Source organism: Nocardioides sp. GY 10113, from assembly GCF_004919105.1.
GTDB lineage: Bacteria > Actinomycetota > Actinomycetes > Propionibacteriales > Nocardioidaceae > Nocardioides.
The window spans coordinates 152305-174839 of the sequence record NZ_STGK01000004.1; the positions used below are offsets into that span (position 1 = coordinate 152305).

Below are 22535 nucleotides of genomic sequence, written 5' to 3' on the forward strand. Positions count from 1 at the left end.
GCGTCCGGCAGACTGGCCGCGGGAGGAGAGCCATGGATCGTCTGACCCCGTTGTCCTACGCCTTTCTCGCCGCTGAGGACGTGGACCCGGCGGCCTGCCTGGTGATCGGCTCGATGGCCGTGCTCGACGGCCCGACGCCCTCGCTGGCGGAGCTGCGCGAGCTGGTCGCCGGCCGTCTGCCGTCGGTGCCGCGCTACCGCCAGCGGGTGGTGTCCACCAGCCTCGGGCTGCGGGGCCCCGCCTGGGTGGACGCCCCGGCCGTCGAGGTCGCCGACCACGTGACCGCCCGCCGGGTGCCGGCGCCGGGCGGACGTCGGGAGGTGGCCGCGCTGGTCGCCGAGGTGATGGCCGAGCGGATGGACCGGGACCGGCCGCTGTGGGACGTCACCCTCTGCGAGGGCCTCGCCGACGGCCAGTGGGGACTGCTCTCGCGGGTGCACCACGCGCTGGCCGACGGGGTCTCCGGGACCGGCCTGTACCGCGTGCTGTTCGACGCCGAGACCGCCGACGCGCACGACGGGCAGAACGGGATCACGAGGCTCCCGCCGCTGCCGCCGGGCGCCGCGCCCGGGGTCGCCCTGCGCGGGCTCGGTACGACGGCGCTGGCCGCCGCTCGCGGCACGGTCGCCCTCGGTGCCTCGATGTGGCCGGTCAGCCGCTCCGGCCTGGTCGGTCCGCTGGCCGGCGACCGCCGCTACGCCTGGACCGAGGTCAGCATCTCGGAGTCGGCGGAGGTGCGCCACGCGCTCGGGGTCACCGTCAACGACCTGGTGATCGCCTCCGTGGCCGGTGGGCTGCGCGAGCTGCTGCTCGACCGCGGCCACCAACCCGACCCGCACGCCCTGCGGTCGCTGCTGCCGGTCTCCTCGCGCACGCCCGGCACGGCGGGGGTGCCCGACAACCAGGTCACCCTGATGCTCTCGCTGCTGCCGGTCGAGATCGACGACCCGGTCGAGCGGGTCCGCGCGGCGCACGAGCGGGTGGCCCGGCTGCGCTCCGCGCGCGAGCCCGAGGCCGGGGTGGCCTGGCAGGCGGTGGCGGGCCTCGTGCCGTTCCCGGTCCTCCGGTTCTGGATGCGCACGGCCCTCCGGCTCCCGCAGCAGTCGGTGGCGACCGTGACCACCAACGTGCCCGGGCCGAGGGAGCCGATGACCTGCCTGGGCCGGCCGGTGCAGCACCTGCTCCCCGTCGTACCGATCGCGGACCGGGTGCGGATCGGGTTCTGCATCCTCAGCTACGTCGACCACCTCGTCTTCGGGATCACCGCGGACGCGGCGAGCACGCCGGAGGTGGAGCAGCTGGCCGCGAACGTCGGGGCGTCCTGGCGCGCGGTGGTCGACGCGTAGGGGTCGGGGCTCAGCGGACCGCGCTGGCGGTGTGCTTGAGGTCGATGACGATCCGCTGCGGGGAGTGCAGGCGGAAGATCCGGTACGGCGCCCGCCGTGGCTTCAGTCCGAGCGCGAAGGTGACCACGCCCTCGAAGTCTCCGATCTTGGCGATCGCCTTGAGGGTGGGCAGGCGGGGACGGACCAGGGTGGGGCCGGCGTAGACGTCGGTGCCGTCGGTGTCGTGGCCGTAGGCCGGTCGCAGAGCGACCAGGAGACCCCCGCGGATCGGCACCCGTTCGCCGGAGCCGTCGTAGAAGAACCGGCGGTGGTAGGTCACCCGGTAGCCGGGCAACCGCCCCCGGACGTGGATCACCACCCGGTCGAACCGCGGGTGCTCCGCGTAGGTCAGGTCGGTGACCAGCGGCTGGCGGGCGGCCGGGTTGGTCCAGGTGGTCGGGGTGGTGCGCCACGCGGGCAGCGCGGCGGCGGGTGGTGCGGCCAGGCCCAGGGTCGTCAGCAGGACGATCACGAGCCCGATGACTCTCTTCATGGTGGGCTCCTTCGGAGCGGGAATCGGGCGTCGTCGGAACCGCGCGGAGCCGCGGCCCGGCTCCTGCCACGGTAGATCCGCGGGCACCGGGGACGGAAGGATCCGCGCCGGACCGGCCTGCCCGCTCGATCGGCGTCCGGCCACCGATCGGACAGGATGGCCGTCATGGATCCCGTACGGCGGCGGCTCGAGGTCGAACGCGAGCACGCGCTCGCGCGCCTGGCCGGCCTGACCGACGACTTCGGTGCCGTCGTGGCCGCGTCGCGCGACACCAACGCCGACGACGAGCACGACCCGGAGGGCGCGACGATCGCCTTCGAACGGTCCCAGGTCGCCGCCCTCGTCGGGCTGGCCCGCGCGCACCTCGGCGAGATCGACGACGCCCTGGCCCGGGTGGACTCCGGGGCGTACGGCGTCTGCGAGGACTGCGGCGGGCCGATCGGGGAGGGGCGGCTCGAGGCACGGCCGGCGGCGCGTCGGTGCCTCGGCTGCGCGCAGCGGCGCTGAGCCGCTGAAAAGACGACCCCGCCGGCGGTCGGCCCCGCTACGGTCTGCGCACCGCCCACCCGACGATCGGATGACGCCGTGGACATCCTGCTCCTGCTCCTGCTGTTCGTGCTCGTCGGCCTCGCCGGCACCGCGTTCTGGATCTGGTCCATCGTGGACGCGGCCAAGACCGCGGACCACGCCTGGGACAGCGCCGGCCAGAGCAAGATCGTGTGGATCGTGCTCATCGCCGTCCTCGGCGCGGTCGCCTCGCTGGTCTACGTGATCTGGCCCCGGCCGGCCCTGCGACGCGCGGCCGCCGTCGGCTAGGGCCCCGCAGCGGACGGTCCCGCCGCCGACCGGCGCGACGGCTACGGTTTGGACCATGCCCGACTCCGCGCCCGACCCCGCGCCCCTCTCCGTCTCGATGCGCGGCCGCCGCGCCCTGGCGCGCTTCCTGCTCCGGACCACCCGCTGGCGCCTGGTCGGGGAGGTCCCGGCCAAGGGGATCCTGGTCGGCGCCCCGCACACCTCGAACTGGGACTGGGTGGCCACGATCCTCATCGCCTGGGCCAACGCGCGCAGCCCGCAGCTGCTGATCAAGCACACCTTCTTCAAGGGTCCGCTCGGGTGGATCCTGCGCGTCACCGGGGGCATCCCGCTGGATCGGGACAACCCGGGCGAGGCGATCCGTGCGCTGCTGCGGGAGGCGGAGAGCCACCCCTCGTTCCTGCTCGCCATCGCCCCCGAGGGAACCCGCGGCGCGGGGAAGTACTGGAAGCCCGGCTTCTACCGCATCGCCCAGCAGACCGGACTGCCGATCTCGCTCGGCTTCATCGACGGCCCGACCCGCACCCTCGGCATGGGGCCGACCCTGACCCCGACCGGCGACGTGGCCGCCGACATGGACCTGGTGCGTGCCTTCTACGCCGACAAGCAGGGCCTGCGGCCCGAGCTCCGCACCGAGCCGCGGCTGCGCGAGGAGTCGCGGGGCGACTGACCGCCGTCGTCACATGGATTCTGGTCGCGCTCCGGGCCGAACCGGGGCCAGAATCCATGTGACGACGCGGCTACGCGTCCTCGAGGAAGCGCTCCCGCACCGGCCGGCGCATGACCTTCCCGATCTGCGAGCGCGGCAGCTCGTCGAGGACCTCCACCCGGCGCGGCAGGGCGTAGCGGGGGAGCCGGGTCTCGGCGTGCGCGCGGACCTCGGCGAGCGTCGGCGCCGCGGCGCCGGGCTCGAGCACCAGTGCCGCGAGCACCTCCTCGTCGCCGCCGCCGGTCGGCAGGCCGACGACGGCGACGTCGGCCACCCCGGGCAGGGTGCGCAGGTGCTCCTCGACCTGGGACGGGTACACCTTGAACCCGCCCACGATGATCATCTCCTTGACCCGGTCGACCAGCGTGATCCAGCCGGTCGGGTCGACCTCGACGACGTCGCCGGTGTGCAGCCAGCCGTCGGGGTCGAGCTGGCGGGCGGTCTCGTCGTCCTGGTTCCAGTAGCCGGCGAAGACCTGCGGCCCGCGGACCAGCAGCTCGCCGCGCAGGCTGCCGTCCTCCCGCGGCTCGACGCGGGTGTCGGGCTGCTCGGGGTCGCGCACCTCGATGTCGGTGTTGGGGAACGGGACTCCCAGGGTGCCCGGGCGCCGGTCCGGCGTGCACGGGTTGCCGGCGGCGATCGGGGCGCACTCGGTCATCCCGTACCCCTCGACGAGGAGCCCGCCCGTCAGCGACTCCCAGCGGTCCACGGTCGCGGTGGGGATCGGCATCGCGCCCGCGAAGGCGAGCCGCACCGAGCGCAGGCTGGAGCGGGCCGGCTCGCCCGCGGCCTCGGCGGCGTCGGCGATCCGGTCCAGCATCGGGGCGACCGCCGGCAGGAAGGTGGCCGGGCGCCGCTTCTGGGCGGCCAGCACGGCGGCCGGGTCGAAGTTCGGGAAGACCACCAGCGTGGCGCCGATGTAGCCGGGCAGGTTGAGGCAGAACGTCAGCCCGAAGGCGTGGAAGAACGGCAGGATCCCGTCGACCACCTCGGCGCCGGGCTCGAAGCCCGCCCAGGCCTGTCCGTGCACCAGGTTGGCGACCAGGTTGCGGTGGGTGAGCCGGGCCGCCTTCGGGGTCCCGGTGGTGCCTCCGGTGTACTGCAGCAGCGCCAGGTCGTCGCCGGACCCCGGCGCCTCCTCGGCGACCGTGCGGGTCGCCCGCAGCAGGTCGTGCCAGTCCGCGATCTCGGCCGGCACGTGGCCGCGCAGCGCCGCCCGCTTCCTCCGAGCCGCCGTCACCGGTAGCCGGAGCAGCAGCTGGCTGTGCCGGGGCAGGTCGCGGGCGATGTCGACGCTGACCACGCGGCGCAGGTCGGGTGCGCCCGCAGCGAGCACCCGCGCCACCGCCTTGTGCCAGACCAGCGCGTGGCTGGCGCGGCAGTCGGCGAGCAGGTGGGCCAGCTCCTCGGTCGTGTACGTCGGGTTCAGCTCGACGACGACCGCGCCCAGCCGCAGCACGGCGTGGTAGGCGATCAGGTGGGTCGGGCTGTTGGGCAGCACCAGCGCGACCCGGTCGCCGCGTCGCACGCCCAGGTCGACCAGGACGCCCATCGCGCGCTCGATGGCGCGGTCGGCCTCGGCGTAGGTGAGGGTCGCGCCCATGAAGTCGGTCGCCACCCGGTCGGGCCACGTCCGCGCGGCCCGCCGCAGGCCAGCGGTCACCGGCTCGTCGGGTACCTCGAGGACGTCCGGGACCCCCGGCGGGTAGTGGGTCGTCCACGGCCTCGGCGGCGTGGACCCGGTCGGGCCCGAGCTGCTACGCACACCGCCAATCTCTCACACGGGCGGCGCGGTCCCTGCGGTGGTCCGGACGGCTCCGCGGCGCCCCGACGACGGTTGCCGCGGGGCTGTCGGTGGGCAGGCAGGACTGAGGGCGGCGCTGGCCGCCTCCATCGCGCCGCCGGCGCGGACGTCAGGCCACCAGCACCGGCCCCGCGGAGGTACGCCGCCTCCGGCCGGCGTCCGCACCGGCGGCGCCCAGCTCGGCCCAGGCGCCGGCGATCCGCCGTACCGCCTCGCGCAGGTCGTCGGGGGTGAGCGTGTAGATCATCCGCAGGTGGCGGTTGAGGCCGCCGGCGGGCGCGAAGACCGGGCCCGGGGCGAGCATCACGCCGTGCCGCTCGGCGAGGTCGACGAGCCGGGTGGAGTCGCCGGAGGGGAGGCGGCACCACAGCGCCATCCCGCCGCTCGGCACCCGGAAGGTCCACTCCGGGAGGTGCTCGCGCAGCGCCTCGACCAGCGCGTCGCGCTGGTCGCGCAGGCGGGCGCGGTTGGCGGCGATGAGCTCGTCGGCGCCGTCGGCGAGGATCCGGGCCAGCACCAGCTGCTCGAGCACCGGGGCGCCGAGGTCGAGCCCGATCCGGGCCACGGTGAGCTCCTCGACCAGGTCGCGGGGCGCTCGGATCCAGCCCAGCCGAAGCCCGCCCCAGATGCTCTTGCTGGCGCTGCCGACGGTGATCGTGCGCGGGTGCAGGGACGCGAACGGGGGCAGCGGGTCCTGCCCGTCCAGCCGCAGCGCGTGGTGGGCCTCGTCGACGATCGGCACCGTCCCGGTGGCCCGCAGCCGGGCGGCCAGGTCGGCCCGGTCGGCCGCCGGGAGCACCAGTCCGGTGGGGTTGTGGAAGTCCGGCATCAGGTACGCCGCCGCCGGCCGCTGCCGGGTGATCACGGCGCCGAGCGTCTCCAGGTCCCACCCGTCGGCCTCGAGCGGGGCCACGGTCAGCCGGCCGCCGCCGGTGCGCAGCGCCTGGGTGGCGTTGGGGTAGGTGGGGGAGTCGATCAGGATCCGGTCGCGGGGGCCGGCCACCGCGGAGCCGACGACCGCGGTGGCGGCGAGCGCGCCGGGGGTGACGATGATCTGCTCGGGTGCGGTCGGCAGCCCGCGGGCGTCGTAGGTGGCCGCGATCGCGGCCTGCAGCTCGGGCATCCCGGCCGGGTAGTAGCCGCTGGTCCCCAGGTGGGCCGGGAGGTCCTCGACGGCGCGCTGGTAGTGCGCGGCGATCCCGGGCGGGGCGGTGGCGGCGGCGCAGACCAGGTCCAGCGTCCCGGTGCCGCCCAGGCCCGGGGTGAGCGCCCGGTCGCGGGCCCGGAGCGGGCCGCCGGGGAGCCGGGTGAAGGTGCCCGCGCCCTGCCGGGCCTCGGCGTAGGCGGTCTCGCGGAGCAGGCCGTAGGCGCGGGTGACGGTGGTCCGGGAGACGCCGAGCGCGGCGGTCAGGTCGCGCTCGCTGGGCAGCCGGGTGCCGTACCCGATCCGGCCGTCGCCGATCAGCTCGCGCAGCGCGTCGGCCAGGCCCACGTAGGCCGGCTCGCGGTCGAAGTCGCCGACCAGGTCGGCCAGGCGGCGGGGGGAGACGGTGTCGACGGCCACCGGTCCAGTGAAACACGATTGGCTATTTCGGAACAGTCCAATCATGGCCAACATGGTCGTCATGGCCCTCACCACCGCTCCGCTGCCGGCCCGGACGCCGGCCGCCCTGACCGACCTCGGTCCGATCGCCCAGCTGCGCGCCGGCCGGCTCGGCCGCCGGGTGCCGCAGCTGCTCGTCGGCCTGGTCCTCTACGGCGTCAGCCTGGCCATGCTGTTCCGCAGCGGCACCGGCCTGGCGCCCTGGGACGTGCTCCACTCCGGCTTCATCCAGCACGTCCCGATCACCATCGGCCAGGCGGTCATCCTGTTCAGCTTCGTGGTGCTGGCGCTCTGGGTCCCGCTGCGCGAGCGGCCCGGCGTCGGCACCTTCGCCAACGCGATCCTGCTCGGTCTCTCCGCCGACGCCACCCTGGCGCTGACCTCGGACCCGACCGGGATCCTGGCGCGCGGCGCCACGATGGTCGGCGGCATCCTGCTCTGCGCCCTCGCGACGGCGCTGTACGTCGGCGCCCAGCTCGGCCGCGGGCCCCGCGACGGCCTGATGACCGGCCTGCACCGCCGGACCGGCCTCTCGATCCGGCTGGTGCGCACCGGGCTGGAGGTCGGCGTGGTGCTGATCGGCGTCCTGCTCGGCGGCGCGGTCGGCGTCGGCACGGTGGCCTTCGCGCTCACCATCGGACCGCTGACCCAGTGGATGCTGCCGTGGTGCGTGGTGGATCTCCCCGAGGCCACCCCCGAGCTCTCCCGAGCACGCCCCTGAACTCGACCCCGAAGTCTGGCCCCGGAGCGAAACTTCCCGGGTCTGGCGTGGTCGGAGTGGATAGTCTCGCGGCATGACCACGGATGGTTCCCAGGCAGCCGCTCCCGAGCCCTCGCCGCTCGCCCCGCCGGACCCGGTCGTCACGCTGACGGCACCGGAGCCGCCGAAGCCGGTGGTGGAGACCCAGGCGCCGAAGATGGCGCCGCAGGTCGACCCGGGCATGGTGCCCGAGCTCGACGCGAAGGTCGACGGGTTCCTCGCCAGCCTCGCCGCGTCGAAGGTCGGCAGCCCCGAGTTCTCGGCCCAGGCGGAGAACGTGCGGACCATGGGCGACGCCGACATCCGCAAGGCCGCCGAGACCTCCAACCGGATGCTCGACAAGCCGGTCACCGCGCTCAAGGAGGGCGGGATCTCCGAGGCCTCCAACGTCGGCAAGATCCTCCTGGAGCTGCGCCGCACCGTCGAGGACCTCGACCCGGGCCAGGCCACCGGGGCCCGCAAGTGGTGGGAGAAGATGCCCTGGAACGACAAGGTCGAGGACTACTTCCGCAAGTACCAGTCGTCGCAGAGCCAGCTCAACGGGATCCTGCACGCCCTGCGCAGCGGCCAGGACGAGCTGACCAAGGACAACGTCGCCCTCAACCTGGAGAAGGCGAACCTGTGGGGGGTGATGGGCCGGCTCAACCAGTACATCTACGTCGCCGAGCGCCTCGACGCGAAGGTCTCCGCGCAGATCGCCGAGCTCGAGCTGAGCAACCCCGAGGAGGCCAAGACGCTCTCCCAGGACGTGCTCTTCTACGTCCGGCAGAAGCACCAGGACCTGCTCACCCAGCTGGCCGTCTCGATCCAGGCCTACCTGGCGATCGACATCATCATCAAGAACAACATCGAGCTCATCAAGGGTGTCGACCGGGCCAGCACGACCACCATCTCCGCGCTGCGCACCGCGGTCATCGTGGCCCAGGCGCTCGGCAACCAGAAGCTGGTGCTGGACCAGATCACGGCGCTCAACGCGACCACCTCCGACATGATCCAGCGCACCTCGGAGATGCTGCGCGACAACTCCGCCGCGATCCAGGAGCAGGCCGCCTCCTCGACGATCGGCATGGAGCAGCTCCAGGCCGCCTTCTCCAACATCTACGCGACGATGGACTCCATCGACGAGTTCAAGGTCAAGGCGCTGGACAACATGGCCACCACCATCGGCGTCCTCGAGCACGAGGTCGAGAAGTCCCGCGGCTACCTGGACCGCGTGCGCCGCCACGACGAGCGCAACGCCGCCGGCGCGCTGGACATCACCTGATCCGCGCGCGGGGGACGGTCGAGCGGGAACGAGGAGCGGTGGGGCTGAGGACGTGGTGGCGCCGGACGCGGGGGGACGACGCGGCCGATGAGCTCGTCGTGCCCGCGCCCCCGACCGAGCAGGACGTGCTCGCCGCGCTGAACCAGATCAACGCCACGCTGGCCGAGCAGAACGCGCCACCGGTCGTGGTCTCCCGGGTGGTCCGGGTCGCCCGCACCATCCACCAGACCCTGCCGCGGCTGCGCGAGCTGGGGCTGGGCAGCGAGGAGGGGTACGCCGTGGTCGCCACCGCCACCGACTACCTGCCCGAGGCGCTCCAGGGCTACCTGCGACTGCCCCGGGAGTGGGCGGACACCCGCCCCATCGACGGTCAGAAGACGGCGCTGCTGATCCTGATCGACCAGCTCGAGCTGCTCGGTGCGACGATGGACAAGATCCTCGACGCCGCCAACCGGGCCGACGCGCAGGCGCTGGTCGCCCACGGCCGGTTCCTGCAGGCGAGGTTTGGGCACTCCTCCGACGGCGGCGACCTGCGGCTGGAGGCGCCATGACGCGCAAGGGGACCCGCCGGGGGAGCAGCGGTACGACGACCCTGCGCGACGCCCTCGACCGGCTGGTCGCGGCGGCGACCGCCGCCGGCATCGACGCCGACGCCGCCCGCACCGAGGGCGAGGCGCTGGCCGCCACCGTCGCCGAGCCGAGCAAGGGCGCCTTCCTCGACTGGGCCGAGCAGACCGGCCGCGACGGCGGAGCCTCCGCGTTCTTCGACGCCGCTGTCTCCGGGCGGCGCTACCGGGTCGGCCCGACGCCGGCCATGGCGCTGCTCGCGCTGGAGCACCCGGGGCTGGCGCCGTCGTACGCGACCGCGTTGAGCGAGGTGGCCCTGGCGGCCAGCCGGCTCGGCGCGGCCGACCCGCGCGCCGTCGGGAACGCGGCGATGGCCGCGGCCGCCCAGCTGCCGGGGACCGTGCGGGGTCCGGAGGTTTCGAGGCTCGCTCCGCTCGCACCTCAACCACCGGACCGGCTCGCTCCGCTCGCACCTCAACCACTGGACGACGCCCCGCTGGTTGAGGTGCGAGGCCGCCCGCGGCCGAGCCTCGAAACCGAGGGGTCGCAGACCGCCGCCGCACCGGTGCCCGAGGTCGCGGAGCCCGAGCCCGCCGACGACCCGCGGACCGTCGAGGAGCTGCTCGCCGAGCTCGACGAGCTGATCGGCCTCGCCACGGTCAAGGGGGAGATCCGCCGGCAGGCCGCCGTGCTCCGGGTGGAAGGGCTGCGCCAGGCGGCCGGCCTGGAGACCCCGACGATCACCCGGCACCTGGTCTTCAACGGCAACCCCGGCACCGGCAAGACCACGGTGGCCCGGCTGGTCGCCGGCATCTACCGCGCGCTGGGCCTGCTCACCAAGGGCCAGCTGGTGGAGGTGGACCGCTCCGAGCTGGTCGCCGGCTACCTGGGCCAGACCGCCGCGAAGACCGCCGAGGTGGTCGCCAGCGCCGAGGGCGGGGTGCTCTTCATCGATGAGGCCTATGCCCTGGCCGGCGACCAGTACGGCAAGGAGGCCATCGACACCCTGGTCAAGGAGATGGAGGACAAGCGCGACGACCTGGTCGTCATCGTCGCCGGCTACCCCGTCCCGATGGCCGTCTTCATCAGCGAGAACCCGGGCCTGGAGAGCCGCTTCCGGACCACCCTGGACTTCGTCGACTACACCGACGAGGAGCTGGTCGCGATCTTCGAGAAGATGGCCGCCGGCGCCGACTACGACGCCGACGCCGACGTGCTGGACCGGCTGCGCGAGATCCTCGCCGGGGCCGAGCGCGGCCCGTCCTTCGGCAACGCGCGCTTCGTGCGCAACCTGCTCGAGGCGGCCGTCGGGCACCACGCCTGGCGACTGCGCGAGGTGGCCGAGCCGACCCTGGAGGAGCTGCGGCGGCTCGAGCCCGACGACCTGCGCGGTACCGAAGAGGCCGAGAGCGCCGGCGACGCCGAGGAGCCCGAGACGGACGCGGGCACGATCGACCTGGTCGCCACCGACGGAGGAGACGCACCGTGAGCCAGCCCGTCGCGGCCCCGCCCGCCCAGCAGCCCGCACCGCCGCCGTCGGCAGGGGCGGTCCGCGTCGACGGCACCGGTACGCCGGTCGCCGCCGACCCGGGCGCCGCGCCGGCGTTCGTCGACACCCCGGCGCTGCTGGCCCGCTGGCAGGGGATCGGGATCGCCGTCGTCGCCGCCTTCGCGGTGGTCGCCGCGCTGCTCCAGATCCTGGCCTGGCAGGCCGACGGGCGCGCCGCGGACGACACCGAGCAGCTGGTCCGGGTCCAGGAGATCCAGTCGTCGCTGCTGCGCGCCGACGCGCTGTCCACCAACACCTACCTGGTCGCCGGCCTGGAATCGGCCGAGAAGCGCGCCGAGTACGACGACGCGATCGACGAGGTGCTCGCCCTGATCGCCGACGCGGCCGAGGCGCAGCCCGCCGACCGGGCGGCGCTGGCCGCGCTCAACACCCAGGTCAACGACTACGCCACCGGCATCGCCCAGGCGCGGGTCAACAACCGCCTCGGCAACCCGGTCGGGGCGGCGTACCAGACCCAGGCCAGCGACCAGCTGCGCACGCAGGCGCGGCCGATCCTGGACAACCTGGTGGCCGCGAACACCGAGCGCGCCGAGGGGGCGATGAACTCGTACCACCCCGTGTGGCTGGCGCTGGCCGGGATCGCCGCGCTGGTGGCGCTGTGGTGGCTCAACCGGCAGCTGGCCCGCGCCTTCCGGCGCCGGCTCAACCGGGGCCTCGTCGCCGCCGGCGTGCTGGTCCTGCTGGTCACCCTCGCCACCACGCTGCTGGCCTGGTTCGAGGACAACGCCAACGAGGACCTGCGCGACGGGGCGTTCGCGACCGCGGTCGACAGCGCGGCCGCCCGCACCGCGGCGAACGACGCCAAGGCCAACGAGAGCCTGCGCCTCATCCTGCGCGGCTCGGGCCAGACGGCGGAGGACAACTGGGCGCTGGCGGCGAGCACGGTGCGGGAGGACGCACCGTCGGCCGCGCTGGGCCCGTGGCGCACCTACGTCGAGCGCCACCGGGCGATCGTGACGAAGGACGAGAGCAACGACTGGGAGGGGGCGGTCCGGCTGGCCACGACCGCGGGCAAGGGCGGCTCGACCGCGCCGCTGGACCAGGTCGACGCCACCCTGCAGGACTCGGTGGACGCCGCCGCGAGCGACGCGACCGCCGGCCTGCGCGGCGACCGCTGGTTGACCCTGACCCTCGGGCTGCTGACCGCCCTGGTCGGCGCCGCGGCCGCCTTCGCCGTCGCGCACGGCATCGGCGTGCGGCGCAAGGAGTTCCTGTGAGCGCCCGGGTCGGCGGGCGACGCGCCGGAGCACGCGGCGCGCGCCTGGCCGTCCTCGTGCTCGCGGTGGCGCTCGCCACGCTCCTCGCCGCCTGCGGGTACGACGCCACGCCGGTCCCCGAGCCGGCGGCGCAGGCCCAGTCCACCCCGGAACCGCCGGACTGCTCCACGACCCCGGCCGACCTGCGCTCCTACGCCCCCTCCCGCAGCGGCGGCGCGGCGCTGGCCCGGATCCGCAAAGCCGACAGGCTGGTCGTCGGGGTCTCCGCCGACACCCTGCTGATGGGCTCGCGCAACCCCGAGACCAACCGGATCGAGGGCTTCGACATCGACCTCGCCCAGCGGATCGCCGACGAGGTCGGCGTACCGCTCCAGCTCCGGGTGATCAGCGCCGCGGACCGGATCCCGCTCCTGCAGGGCGGCGACCTCGACCTGGTGGTCCGCAACATGACCATCAACTGCGACCGCTGGACGCAGGTCGCGTTCTCCGCGGAGTACTACCACTCCGGCCAGAAGGTGCTGCTCCGCTCCGACCTCGCGAAGGGCTACAACGGCCCGGCCGACCTGGCGGGCGTCACGGTCTGTGCCCCGGCCGGCACCACCAGCATCCAGAACATCCAGGACGAGGAGCCGGAGGCCGAAGCGGTCGCCGCCGTCAACCACACCGGCTGCCTGGTGAAGTTCCAGCAGGGCGAGGTCGACGCGATCACCGGCGACGACGTGGTCCTGGCCGGCCTCGCCGCCCAGGACCCCTACGCCCTCGTGCCCCAGCAGCGGGCCTTCACCGCCGAGCCGTACGGCGTCGCCGCGAACAGCAAGGACGTCGACCTGGTCGCGTTCGTCAACGCCGTCCTGCAGGACTACCTGGCCGACGGCGGTTGGCGACGCTCCTACGACCGCTGGCTCGGGCCCTACCTGGGGGCCCCCGACGCCAGCAACCCGCCGGCCCCGCGCTACGGACGCTGAGGTGGCACCGATGAGCGCGACGACCGCCACCGCCCCGGCCGCCCCCGGCAAGCTCGGCGACGCCCTGGAGCCCGTCGAGATCCAGGCCTACCTGGCCGACCTCGACACCTGGCTGCGGGTACGCCGCGACGAGCTGCACGAGCTCGACGCCGCCGCGCTGGCCGCCGACCGCGGGGGAGAGCTGGCCGGCGACATGGCGCTGGCCCTGGCGCTGTGGAAGGCGATCACCGACCGCCACCAGCTCGTCTTCGCCACCTGGGACGGCGGCCGCGTGCTGCGCCAGGAGCGGGAGCGGATCGGCGCCCTGATCTGGGGCCGGCTCGACGGCGCCAGCGAGCTGCCGGGCGGCCTCGCGGTCTCGCTGCCCGAGGCCTGCCGGCTCTGCGACGCGCTCACCGGGCAGCTGCGCACCCGGCTCGCGCTGGCTCCCGACGCGGACGCGGACGCGGCCCGGATCCGCGCCCTGCGGGCCCAGCTGGAGCGGATCCGCGACCAGGTCGGCCTGGAGCCGGCCCCCGCCCGCGACGCGGCGGTGCAGCGGCTGGCCGGCCTGATGGCGCGGCTCGACGCGATCGCGGTGAAGGCCGAGCGCGGCGGCGACGTCGGCGGGCTCCTCGATCCGTTCGAGGTGGAGGCGACCACCTACGAGCGCGACCTGATCGTCGGCAACGCCCGCCGCCGTGACGCCCGCGACCAGGTGCTCTCCGCGCGCGAGCTGCGTGCCGACCTCGAGGCCCGCGAGGCGGCGTTGGCGAAGCTGGCGCAGACCTGCGTGAGCACCGTCGACCCGGCCCCGCGCTACGCCGTGCCCGACGTCTCCGCGCTCGGGCCGGTGCCGGTCACGCCCGAGGAGATCGGCGGCTACCTGACCCGGCTGGACCGCGTCTCCCAGGCACTGGAGCTGGCCCAGCACAAGTACGCCGACGCGCTGGCCGAGCACACCCAGCTGCTCGACCTGCTGGAGGCGTGGGTGGCCAAGGCCCGCGCCGCCGGCGTCGCCGACCTGCCCGACCTGGTCGCCAGCGAGCGGCAGGCACGCGAGGTGCTGGCCCGCCGACCCGCGCCGATGGCGGTGGCGCGACAGCTCGTGACGACGTACCAGACCTGGCTCGCGAAGGAGATCTCATGAGCGGGACGAGCGGCGCCTGCGCGCAGCCCGGCTGCACCGGCTCGGTGGTGGACGGCTACTGCGACGTCTGCGGGATGCCCGGCCAGGGCGGCGCGAGCAGCGGGATCGCCACGGCGACGGCGGGGCCGGTCGCGTCCGACGCCGCCGCCGTCTCCGCGCCGCCGACCGCCCGGCCGCCGGCTCCCGACGGCTCCCCGTGCACCCAGGCCGGCTGCACCGGTGCCATCCTGGACGGCTACTGCGACGTCTGCGGCACCCCGGCCCAGCCCAACGTGGCGGTCTCCGAGCTGAGCGCGCTGGCCACCGCGGCCCAGTCGTTCACGCAGGCGGCGCCGCTGACCGGGGCCGACGGCTCCGTCGCGACCTCCTCGAGCCGGGTCCAGTCCGCGCCGATCGGCTCCCGACGGGCCGGCTCGACCGGCTCGACCGCGACCCGTCGTACCCGCACCGGGTCGCAGCGGATGCGGGCCGCCCGGCTCGGCGCCGGCCTGACCACGGTGCCGCCGGCGGCACCGGTGGACGCGGCCGCGGCGATCATGGTCAACCCGCAGGTGCCCGAGGACAAGCGCTCCTGCGCCAAGTGCGGCCACGCGGTGGGCCGCGGCATCGACGGCCAGCCCGGGCGCAGCGAGGGGTTCTGCCCGCAGTGCGGCACCCGGTTCTCGTTCACCCCCAAGCTGGTGGCGGGCGACCTGGTGGCCGGGCAGTACGAGGTCGCCGGGGCGCTGGCCCACGGCGGCCTCGGCTGGATCTACCTGGCCCGCGACCGCAACGTCTCCAACCGCTGGGTGGTGCTCAAGGGGCTGCTCAACGCCGGCGATCCCGACGCGCTGGCGGCGGCGATCGCCGAGCAGCAGTTCCTCGCCCAGGTCGAGCACCCCTCGATCGTGGAGATCTACAACTTCGTCACCCACGAGGGTGCCGGCTACATCGTCATGGAGTACGTCGGCGGCAGCTCGCTGAAGCAGATCCTCAAGCAGCGGATGGCCGCGAACGGCGGCGCCTACGACCCGCTCCCGGTGGACCAGGCGCTCGCCTACATCCTCGAGCTGCTGCCGGCCTTCGCGTACCTGCACGACCTCGGGCTGGTCTACTGCGACTTCAAGCCCGACAACATGATCCAGGTCGGCGACGCGATGAAGCTGATCGACCTCGGCGGTGTTCGCCGCATCGACGACCAGGACTCCCCGATCTACGGCACCGTCGGCTACCAGGCGCCCGAGGTGGCCGAGGTCGGCCCGTCGGTCGCCTCCGACATCTACACGATCGGGCGCACGCTCCTGGTGCTCTGCATGGAGTTCCGGGGCTACCAGGGCACCTATCTCCACACGCTGCCCTCCCCGGACTCCACGCCGCTGTTCGCGGAGCACGACTCCCTCTACTGGCTGGTCGCCAAGTGCTGCGCGCCGGACCCGGCGGACCGGTTCGCCTCGATCGACGAGCTGCGCACCCAGGTGCTCGGCGTGCTCCGTGAGGTGGTCGCGCGTGGTCGCGGCGCGACCGCCGCCACCAGCGCCGCCTCGGTGCTCTTCGAGTCCCCGGCCACCGCGGGCCCCATCGAGGAGTGGCACGAGCTGCCCGGGCTGCGCGTGGACACCACCGACCCCCAGTACGGGTGGCTCTCCACGCTCGGGGACGAGGAGCCCGAGCGCCGGCGTATGGACCTGCGGTCCGCTCCCGAGGACAGCGCCGAGGTGTGGCTGGCCCGGGCCCGGGTCGCCCTGGAGCTGGGCGAGCCGGGCCAGGCCCGGGCGTGCGCGAGCAGCCTGCTGTCCGACGACCCGTGGGAGTGGCGGGCGCTGTGGGTGGAGGGGCTGGCCGCGGTCAGCACCGGCGACTTCGCCACCGCCCAGGCCTCCTTCAACGCCGTCTACCAGCAGGTCCCCGGCGAGCTGGCGCCGAAGCTGGCCCTCGCCTTCGCCTGCGAGCGCGGCGGGCTGCCGGCGGTCGCCGAGGGCCTGTACCGGGTCTGCCTGGCCACCGACGCCGCCTTCGTCCCGCCGGCCGCCTTCGGCATCGCGCGGGTGCGGGCGGCGGCTTCCGACACCGCCGGTGCGGTGGCCGCGCTGGACCAGGTGCCGACCACCAGCCGCGGCTACACCGAGAGCCGCCGGCGACGGGCCGAGGTGCTGCTGGAGGGCAGCGGCCAGGACCTCGCCGTGCTCGACCAGGCGATGCGCACCATCGAGACCGCCCAGCTCGACGGCCCGACCCGGCAGCGGTTCGTGGTCCGGATCCTGAGCCAGGCGCTGCCGGTGGTCGCCGCGGACCCCCACAGCACGGCGGCACCGGCCCATGCGGCGCCGGGGACCTCCGGGACCCCCGGTACGTCGGCGCGGATCGGCTCGGTCGAGGCCACCGAGGAGGGCGTGCGCGACGGCCTGGAGGCGGCGCTGCGCGCGCTGGCGCACGACGCCGGGGACCGCGTCGAGCGGATCACGCTGGTCAACCGGGCCAACGCCGTACGGAACTGGACGCTGACGTGAGCGCCGGCACCGACCCGCTGTGCCCCGCCTGCGGCACGCCGCTGTCGGCCGGGGCGCGGTTCTGCGAGAGCTGCGGCGCGGCGACCGGGGCGACGGGCGTCGCGGAGCCGGCGTCGCGGCCGTCGTCGTGGCCGGCGGGCGCGGGGGAGCCGCTCGGGGACGCGCCGATCAGCGCCCCCACCCGGTTGCCGGCCGCGTCGCTGCCGGACCCGCCGGCGATGACCCGGCGCCCGTGCGCCGAGTGCGGCGGCGAGGTCGGGCCGGACCTGTACTGCACCTCGTGCGGCACCAAGGCGCCCAGCGAGCGCGAGCACTTCCGGGAGCGCCCGGCGGCCTGGGTGGCCGGCGTCTGCGACCGGGGGATCACCCACGCCCGCAACGAGGACGCGCTGGCGGTCCTCGCGGCACCGGAGCCGGGCTCGCGCGCGGTGCTCGTGGTGCTGGACGGGGTGTCGAACTCGATCGACTCCGACGTCGCCTCGCTCGCCGGCGCACGCGCCGCCCGCGAGGTGCTGCGCCTCCCGCTGCCCGCCGGCATGGGCACCCCGGAGAGCCGGGCCGCGGCGGTGGCGAAGACCTTCGCCGACACCGTCCGCGCGGCCAACGCCGCGATCGTGGCCAGCACCGACCCCGACTCCCCGAACCCGGCGTCGGCGACCATCGTGGTGGCGGTGCTGGAGGGGTCGCGGCTGCACGTGGCGAACATCGGGGACTCCCGCGCCTACTGGCTGCCCGACGAGGGCCCCGGCGTCCAGGTGAGCACCGACCACTCCCTGGCGCAGGCCCAGATGGAGGCCGGCGTCCCGCGCGAGGTGGCCGAGTCGTCCCCGCAGGCGCACGCGATCACCCAGTGGCTGGGCCGGGACAGCCCCGACCTCGAGCCGCGGGTGGCCTCGCTGGACGTGACCGCGCCGGGATGGGTGCTGGTCTGCTCCGACGGACTGTGGAACTACGCCTCCACCCCCGAGGCGCTCCAGGCCCGGATCGCTGAGACCGGTACCCACGACGCCGGCGACCTGGCGCTCGCCCTGGTGGCGTTCGCGCACGCCCGCGGAGGCCAGGACAACATCACCGTCGCGCTGGCCCGGGTCGGGCAGAATGCGGACCATCCCGACCCCGGCACGGCGGCCGCCGACCCGGCCGCCGACGGACCCGGTGCAGCCGATGCACCCGACGTACCCGCAGCACCGCAGCCCACGCCCCAGGGAGGACCCACCGATGGCTGAGTTCAGCGCCGCCGTCTACCAGAACGAGTTCCTGCCGGACGGCGGCACCGACGTCAACGCGATCGTGACCGTCACCTGCTCCGGTGCCGGCACGGCGGGCCAGTCGGGCAGCGGTGACGCGGGGGAGATCATCATCGTCGACACCTCCGGCTCGATGGGGCCGGCGACGATGGCCGCGGCCAAGGACGCCGCGCAGGCCGCGCTGGCCGAGATCGTCGACGGCACCTGGTTCGCCGTGATCGCCGGCGCGGACCGGGCGATGCTGGCCTACCCGCCGGTGACCTCGGGGCCGGGGCTGATCCGGATGGACGCCCGCACCCGTGCCGAGGCCTCGGCCGCGATCAGCCGATTCGTGGGCAGCGGCGGCACCGCGATCAGCACGTGGCTGGAGCTGGCCGGCCAGCTGTTCGCCTCCGTCCCGCAGGTCGCCCAGCGGCACGCGCTGCTGCTCACCGACGGGGAGAACCGGGAGCGCCAGGGCCGGCTGGACGAGGCGATCCGTCGCGCGACCGGCTACTTCCAGTGCGACTGCCGCGGTGTCGGGACCGACTGGCAGGTCGCCGAGATCCGCCGGATCGCCCAGGCCCTCCTCGGCACGGTCGACATCATCCCCGGGCCCGACCAGATGCGCGCGGCGTTCCAGCAGATCATGCGCGCCTCGATGGCCCGCGGCGTCGCCGACGCCAAGCTGCGGGTGTGGGCCCCCCAGGGCGCCCAGATCCTCTTCGTCCGCCAGGTCGCGCCCACCTTGGAGGACCTCACCTCCCGCCGCGTCCCGGTGAACCCGCTGACCGGTGACTACCCGACCGGCGCCTGGTCGGACGAGTCGCGCGACTACCACGTGGCGGTCCGGGTCGCGGCCAAGGCGCTGGGCCAGGAGCAGCTCGCCGCCCGCGTCCAGCTGGCGCTCGGCGACGAGGTGGTCGCCCAAGGCCTGGTCAAGGCCAAGTGGTCGAACAACTCCGCGCTGACCGCGCAGATCGACCAGCAGGTCGCCCACTACACCGGGCAGACCGAGCTCGCGCAGGCGATCCAGGAGGGCCTGGCCGCCAAGGCCGCCGGCGACGAGGCGACCGCGACCACGAAGCTCGGCCGGGCCGTGCAGCTGGCCGCCGAGACCGGCAACGAGGAGGCCACCACCAAGCTCCGCAAGGTGGTCGACATCGACAGCGAGGTCGACGGCACCGTCCGGCTCAAGCGGGTGGTGGAGAAGGCCGACGAGATGGCACTGGACACCGCGTCCACCAAGACCACCCGGATCCGCAAGGACCCCGCATGAGCTTCACCTGCCCCTCCGGGCACACCTCGGACGCCGACGACTACTGCGACGTCTGCGGGCTGCCCATCGACGCCGCCCAGCCGGCCGCGCCGCAGCCGGCCGCGCCGGTCGCTCCGTCCGGGCCGGTTGTCCCGACCCCGCCGGTCGAGCCGGCCCCGGACGACGCGGCCGCCACCACCTGCCCCAACTGCTCGGCGGCCAACCCGCCCAACGCGCTGTTCTGCGAGGCGTGCGGCTACGACTTCACGACCGGCACGATGCCGCGGCCGGTGAGCTCGCTGGACCTGCCGGTCCCCGCTTCGCCGGCCCCGCCGGACGCGCCGGCGCCGTCCGCCCCGTCCGCACCGGTGCCGGCCGCGCCGGACCAGTCGGTGCCCGTCGTACCGGAGTCGGTGGCGCCCGCGCTGGAGGAGCCGTGGGTGGCCGAGATCTGGATCGACCCGGACTGGTACGCCGCGCAGGACAGCGCCGACCCGCTGCCCTCGGCCGGGGTGCCCGAGGTGGCGCGCCTGGCGACGATGTCGGTGCTGGTGGGACGCACCTCGCGCAGCCGCGGCATCCACCCCGACCTGGACCTGGTCAGCGACACCGGGATCAGCCGGCGGCACTGCCAGCTGACCACCGACGGCACCCGGTGGTGGGTCGAGGACCTCGGCTCCTCCAACGGCACCTACGTCGGCAGCTCGGTGGCCGGGTTGCCGCGGCAGCCGCTCGCACCGGGGGAGCGTCGCGAGGTCGCCGCGGGTGAGCGGATCTACCTCGGGGCCTGGACCCGGATCGTGATCCGCCGCGCGCAGCCCGGCGAGCTCTGACGCCGAGTTGGGCCTTGTGGCGTGCCGAGTTGGGCCTTGTGGCGCGCTGAGTTGGGCCTTGTGGCGCGCTGAGTTGGGCCTTGTGGTTACGGTCGGCGACCACAAACCCCAAGTGGGCCGACCACAAACCCCAAGTCGGCGAGGTGGGAGCCTCAGCGGCGGGTGGCCAGCACCAGCGACGCGTCGGGGGCGACCATCAGCTCCACGGCGGTGAACCGCTCGTCGGTCAGCCACTGCTCGCGCAGGATGTCCACGCGCCCGTCGGCGACCGGGGGCCACATCTGGGAGGGCACGAAGTCGTCGAGGACGACGACGCCGCCGGGCTCGACGAGGTCGGCCAGTCGGTCCACGCCGACCGACTCCGGGTCGCCGGCGTCGAGGAAGAGCAGCGCGTAGGGCCCCTTGTCCATCAGGGTCGACCAGTCGGCGGTGAGCACGTCGACCAGCGGGTCGTCGGCGAAGATCTCGGCCGCGGCCGATGCCAGCCGCGGGTCCAGCTCGGCGGTGAGGATGCTCGCGTTGGTGCCCCGCACGCCGGAGCGCAGCCACGCGGTGCCGACGCCGCAGCCGGTGCCGAACTCGGCCATGATCCCGGAGCGGGTGGCGGCCAGTGCGGCCAGCAGGCGGCCGGTCTCGTTGCGGCAGAAGGAGACGTAGCCGGCCCGGCGGCAGACGTCGAACGCCCGGCGTACCACGTCGGGGAGGTCGGGGTTCGCGCTCATGCCTGGCAGTCTTCCACCGAGGGGGCCGCCTGCGTGGGACGGTCGTCTCACGATGCGATCAACCGGTGGGATCGGCGCCCGTGCGGTGTCGCGCCGTCGTAGGGTGCTCTCACCATGCGGAGCGCCCTTCTCGTAATTGTGCGCCGCGGCGGGGCCTGAGAGAGGCCACCTCGCCGCGGTGGCACGCGGTGCGCGTTTCAACCCCGCTGGGCTTCTCACCACCTCGATCGAAGCCCCGGGGTCACCCTCCGTATCGGGTGATCGGCCGGACACCGTCCGCGCGATCCGCACCCCGTTCGAGACCGATCCGTCGGTCGCCCTCGTGAGATCCACGAGATGACCCACCCGCCGCAGCGGGTGGCCCCGGGGCTTCCACCACGAAGCGTCATCCACGAGCGATCCCACGAAGAGGAAGAACGATGTACGACATGTACCCCGACTGGTCCGGCACGGAGTGGGGCCCGGCCAAGCACGACCCGCAGCACCCGTTCCGCCACGACCACACCGACGGCCCCGCCGGGCGCGACGCCCTGCAGGCGGCGTTCGGCGGCGGCGCCGCGCTTGCCCTGCGAGACGGTGACGCCCTGCGTCCCGACGACAACTAACGTCTGCGCCCATGAACGACTCCTCCGCTGCTGCGGCCCCCAGCCCCGTCGCCACCGGTCAGGTCGCCCTCGGCGTCATCCCCGGAGACGGGATCGGCAAGGAGGTGACCGCCGAGGCGCTGAAGGTGCTCGAGGTGGCCGCCCCGGCCGACCTGAAGTTCGCGCAGACCAGCTACGACCTCGGCGCGGAGCGCTACCTGCGCACCGGCGAGGTGCTGCCCGACAGCGTGCTCGAGGAGATCCGCGGCCAGGACGCGCTGCTGCTCGGCGCCGTCGGCGGCAAGCCGAACGACCCGAACCTGCCCCCGGGCATCCTCGAGCGCGGCCTGCTGCTCAAGCTCCGCTTCGAGCTCGACCACTACGTCAACCTGCGCCCCTCCCGCCTCTACCCGGGCTCGGTCTCGCCGCTCTCGGCCGACGTGCTCGGCAAGGGCGACATCGACTTCGTGGTGGTCCGCGAGGGCACCGAGGGCCCCTACACCGGCAACGGCGGCGCCCTGCGCGTCGGCACCCCGGCCGAGGTCGCCACCGAGGTCTCGGTCAACACCGCCTTCGGCGTGGAGCGCGTGGTCCGTGACGCCTTCGCCCGCGCCCAGCGCCGCCCGCGCAAGAAGCTGACCCTGGTCCACAAGACCAACGTGCTGGTCAACGCGGGCTCCGTGTGGTGGCGGATCTTCCAGGAGGTGGCCGCGGAGTACCCCGACGTGACCACCGACTACTGCCACATCGACGCGGTGATGATCTTCCTGACCACCGACCCGCAGCGCTTCGACGTGATCGTCACCGACAACCTCTTCGGCGACATCATCACCGACCTCGCGGCCGCGATCAGCGGCGGCATCGGCCTGGCCGCCTCCGGCAACGTCAACCCCGACCGCACCGCGCCCTCGATGTTCGAGCCCGTGCACGGCTCCGCCCCCGACATCGCCGGCCAGCAGATCGCGGACCCGACCGCCGCGATCCTCTCCGGCGCCCTGCTGCTCGACCACCTCGGCCACCCGGCCGCGGCGGCACGGATCGAGGAGGCGGTCCTGGCCGACCTCGAGGCCCGCGAGCCCGGCCAGCGGCGTCGTACGCCGGAGGTGGGCGACGCGATCGCCGCGCGAGTAGCGGGCTGAGGTAG

General features: G+C 74.5%; 21 protein-coding genes. 17 read left to right on the top strand and 4 right to left on the bottom strand.

All coding sequences use genetic code 11. From position 1 onward, the window contains the following. Positions 1-32 precede the first annotated feature (32 nt). Complete coding sequence (locus tag E8D34_RS06800; RefSeq protein ID WP_136593860.1) at positions 33-1346, top strand: wax ester/triacylglycerol synthase family O-acyltransferase; 1314 nt, start codon at positions 33-35, stop codon at positions 1344-1346. Positions 1347-1356: 10 nt separating this feature from the next. Here E8D34_RS06800 and E8D34_RS06805 read toward each other — a convergent pair whose 3' ends face one another. Then, a complete protein-coding gene (locus tag E8D34_RS06805) occupies positions 1357-1878 on the bottom strand; it encodes a hypothetical protein (protein ID WP_136593861.1) in 522 nt (173 codons plus the stop codon). 165 nt (positions 1879-2043) lie between these two features. Between E8D34_RS06805 and E8D34_RS06810 the strand changes: the two genes are divergently transcribed. From E8D34_RS06810 to E8D34_RS06820, 3 genes are all read left to right on the top strand, one after another. After that, positions 2044-2385, top strand: a complete 342-nt coding sequence (locus tag E8D34_RS06810; RefSeq protein ID WP_136593862.1) for a TraR/DksA C4-type zinc finger protein — start codon at positions 2044-2046, stop codon at positions 2383-2385. A 78-nt stretch (positions 2386-2463) separates the two neighbouring features. Continuing rightward, positions 2464-2694, top strand: coding sequence for a PLDc N-terminal domain-containing protein (locus E8D34_RS06815; protein WP_136593863.1), 231 nt, complete (start codon positions 2464-2466; stop codon positions 2692-2694). Between the two features lie 55 nt (positions 2695-2749). Continuing rightward, positions 2750-3364, top strand: a complete 615-nt coding sequence (locus E8D34_RS06820) for a 1-acyl-sn-glycerol-3-phosphate acyltransferase (protein ID WP_240771179.1) — start codon at positions 2750-2752, stop codon at positions 3362-3364. Between the two features lie 70 nt (positions 3365-3434). Here the strand turns inward: E8D34_RS06820 and E8D34_RS06825 are convergent, their stop codons facing one another. After that, the gene (locus E8D34_RS06825; RefSeq protein WP_136593864.1) at positions 3435-5168 is read right to left on the bottom strand and encodes an AMP-binding protein; all 1734 of its coding nucleotides are present in this window, start codon (positions 5166-5168) and stop codon (positions 3435-3437) included. A 148-nt stretch (positions 5169-5316) separates the two neighbouring features. Further along, positions 5317-6771 carry a PLP-dependent aminotransferase family protein gene (locus E8D34_RS06830; protein WP_240771180.1) on the bottom strand — a complete coding sequence of 485 codons (1455 nt, stop codon included), beginning with the start codon at positions 6769-6771 and terminating at the stop codon, positions 5317-5319. Positions 6772-6814: 43 nt separating this feature from the next. Here E8D34_RS06830 and E8D34_RS06835 point away from each other — a divergent pair, with 43 nt between their 5' ends. The 11 genes from E8D34_RS06835 (at position 6815) to E8D34_RS06885 (ending at position 20085) form a co-directional block, all read left to right on the top strand. Further along, a complete protein-coding gene (locus tag E8D34_RS06835; protein WP_240771182.1) occupies positions 6815-7531 on the top strand; it encodes a hypothetical protein in 717 nt (238 codons plus the stop codon). A gap of 73 nt (positions 7532-7604) precedes the next feature. Then, the gene (locus E8D34_RS06840; RefSeq protein WP_136593866.1) at positions 7605-8834 is read left to right on the top strand and encodes a toxic anion resistance protein; all 1230 of its coding nucleotides are present in this window, start codon (positions 7605-7607) and stop codon (positions 8832-8834) included. 98 nt (positions 8835-8932) lie between these two features. Beyond that, on the top strand, positions 8933-9385 hold the full coding sequence (locus E8D34_RS06845; protein WP_136593867.1) for a hypothetical protein: 453 nt from the start codon (positions 8933-8935) through the stop codon (positions 9383-9385). After that, a complete protein-coding gene (locus E8D34_RS06850; RefSeq protein ID WP_136593868.1) occupies positions 9382-10890 on the top strand; it encodes an AAA family ATPase in 1509 nt (502 codons plus the stop codon). Before E8D34_RS06845 ends, E8D34_RS06850 begins: the two co-directional genes overlap by 4 nt. Then, positions 10887-12188, top strand: a complete 1302-nt coding sequence (locus E8D34_RS06855; RefSeq protein ID WP_136593869.1) for a hypothetical protein — start codon at positions 10887-10889, stop codon at positions 12186-12188. Before E8D34_RS06850 ends, E8D34_RS06855 begins: the two co-directional genes overlap by 4 nt. After that, positions 12185-13153, top strand: coding sequence for a glutamate ABC transporter substrate-binding protein (locus E8D34_RS06860; protein ID WP_240771184.1), 969 nt, complete (start codon positions 12185-12187; stop codon positions 13151-13153). Before E8D34_RS06855 ends, E8D34_RS06860 begins: the two co-directional genes overlap by 4 nt. A gap of 10 nt (positions 13154-13163) precedes the next feature. Further along, positions 13164-14282, top strand: coding sequence for a hypothetical protein (locus E8D34_RS20695; RefSeq protein ID WP_168929357.1), 1119 nt, complete (start codon positions 13164-13166; stop codon positions 14280-14282). Further along, entirely contained in the window at positions 14279-16768 is a 2490-nt protein-coding gene (locus E8D34_RS06870) for a serine/threonine-protein kinase (protein WP_136593870.1), read from the top strand. The genes E8D34_RS20695 and E8D34_RS06870 overlap by 4 nt, the downstream gene beginning before the upstream one ends. Next, entirely contained in the window at positions 16765-17994 is a 1230-nt protein-coding gene (locus E8D34_RS06875; protein WP_240771186.1) for a protein phosphatase 2C domain-containing protein, read from the top strand. The genes E8D34_RS06870 and E8D34_RS06875 overlap by 4 nt, the downstream gene beginning before the upstream one ends. Continuing rightward, entirely contained in the window at positions 17987-19273 is a 1287-nt protein-coding gene (locus E8D34_RS06880) for a VWA domain-containing protein (RefSeq protein WP_136593871.1), read from the top strand. The genes E8D34_RS06875 and E8D34_RS06880 overlap by 8 nt, the downstream gene beginning before the upstream one ends. Further along, entirely contained in the window at positions 19270-20085 is an 816-nt protein-coding gene (locus E8D34_RS06885) for an FHA domain-containing protein (protein WP_136593872.1), read from the top strand. The genes E8D34_RS06880 and E8D34_RS06885 overlap by 4 nt, the downstream gene beginning before the upstream one ends. Before the next feature lie 152 nt (positions 20086-20237). Here E8D34_RS06885 and E8D34_RS06890 read toward each other — a convergent pair whose 3' ends face one another. Beyond that, entirely contained in the window at positions 20238-20807 is a 570-nt protein-coding gene (locus tag E8D34_RS06890; protein ID WP_136593873.1) for a class I SAM-dependent methyltransferase, read from the bottom strand. 419 nt (positions 20808-21226) lie between these two features. On the opposite strand from E8D34_RS06890, the gene E8D34_RS06895 reads away from it, so the two are divergent. Beyond that, positions 21227-21412 carry a hypothetical protein gene (locus tag E8D34_RS06895; protein WP_136593874.1) on the top strand — a complete coding sequence of 62 codons (186 nt, stop codon included), beginning with the start codon at positions 21227-21229 and terminating at the stop codon, positions 21410-21412. An 11-nt stretch (positions 21413-21423) separates the two neighbouring features. Continuing rightward, positions 21424-22530: a 3-isopropylmalate dehydrogenase gene (locus tag E8D34_RS06900; protein ID WP_136593875.1), complete on the top strand. Its 1107-nt coding sequence runs from the start codon at positions 21424-21426 to the stop codon at positions 22528-22530. Positions 22531-22535: the final 5 nt, after the last annotated feature.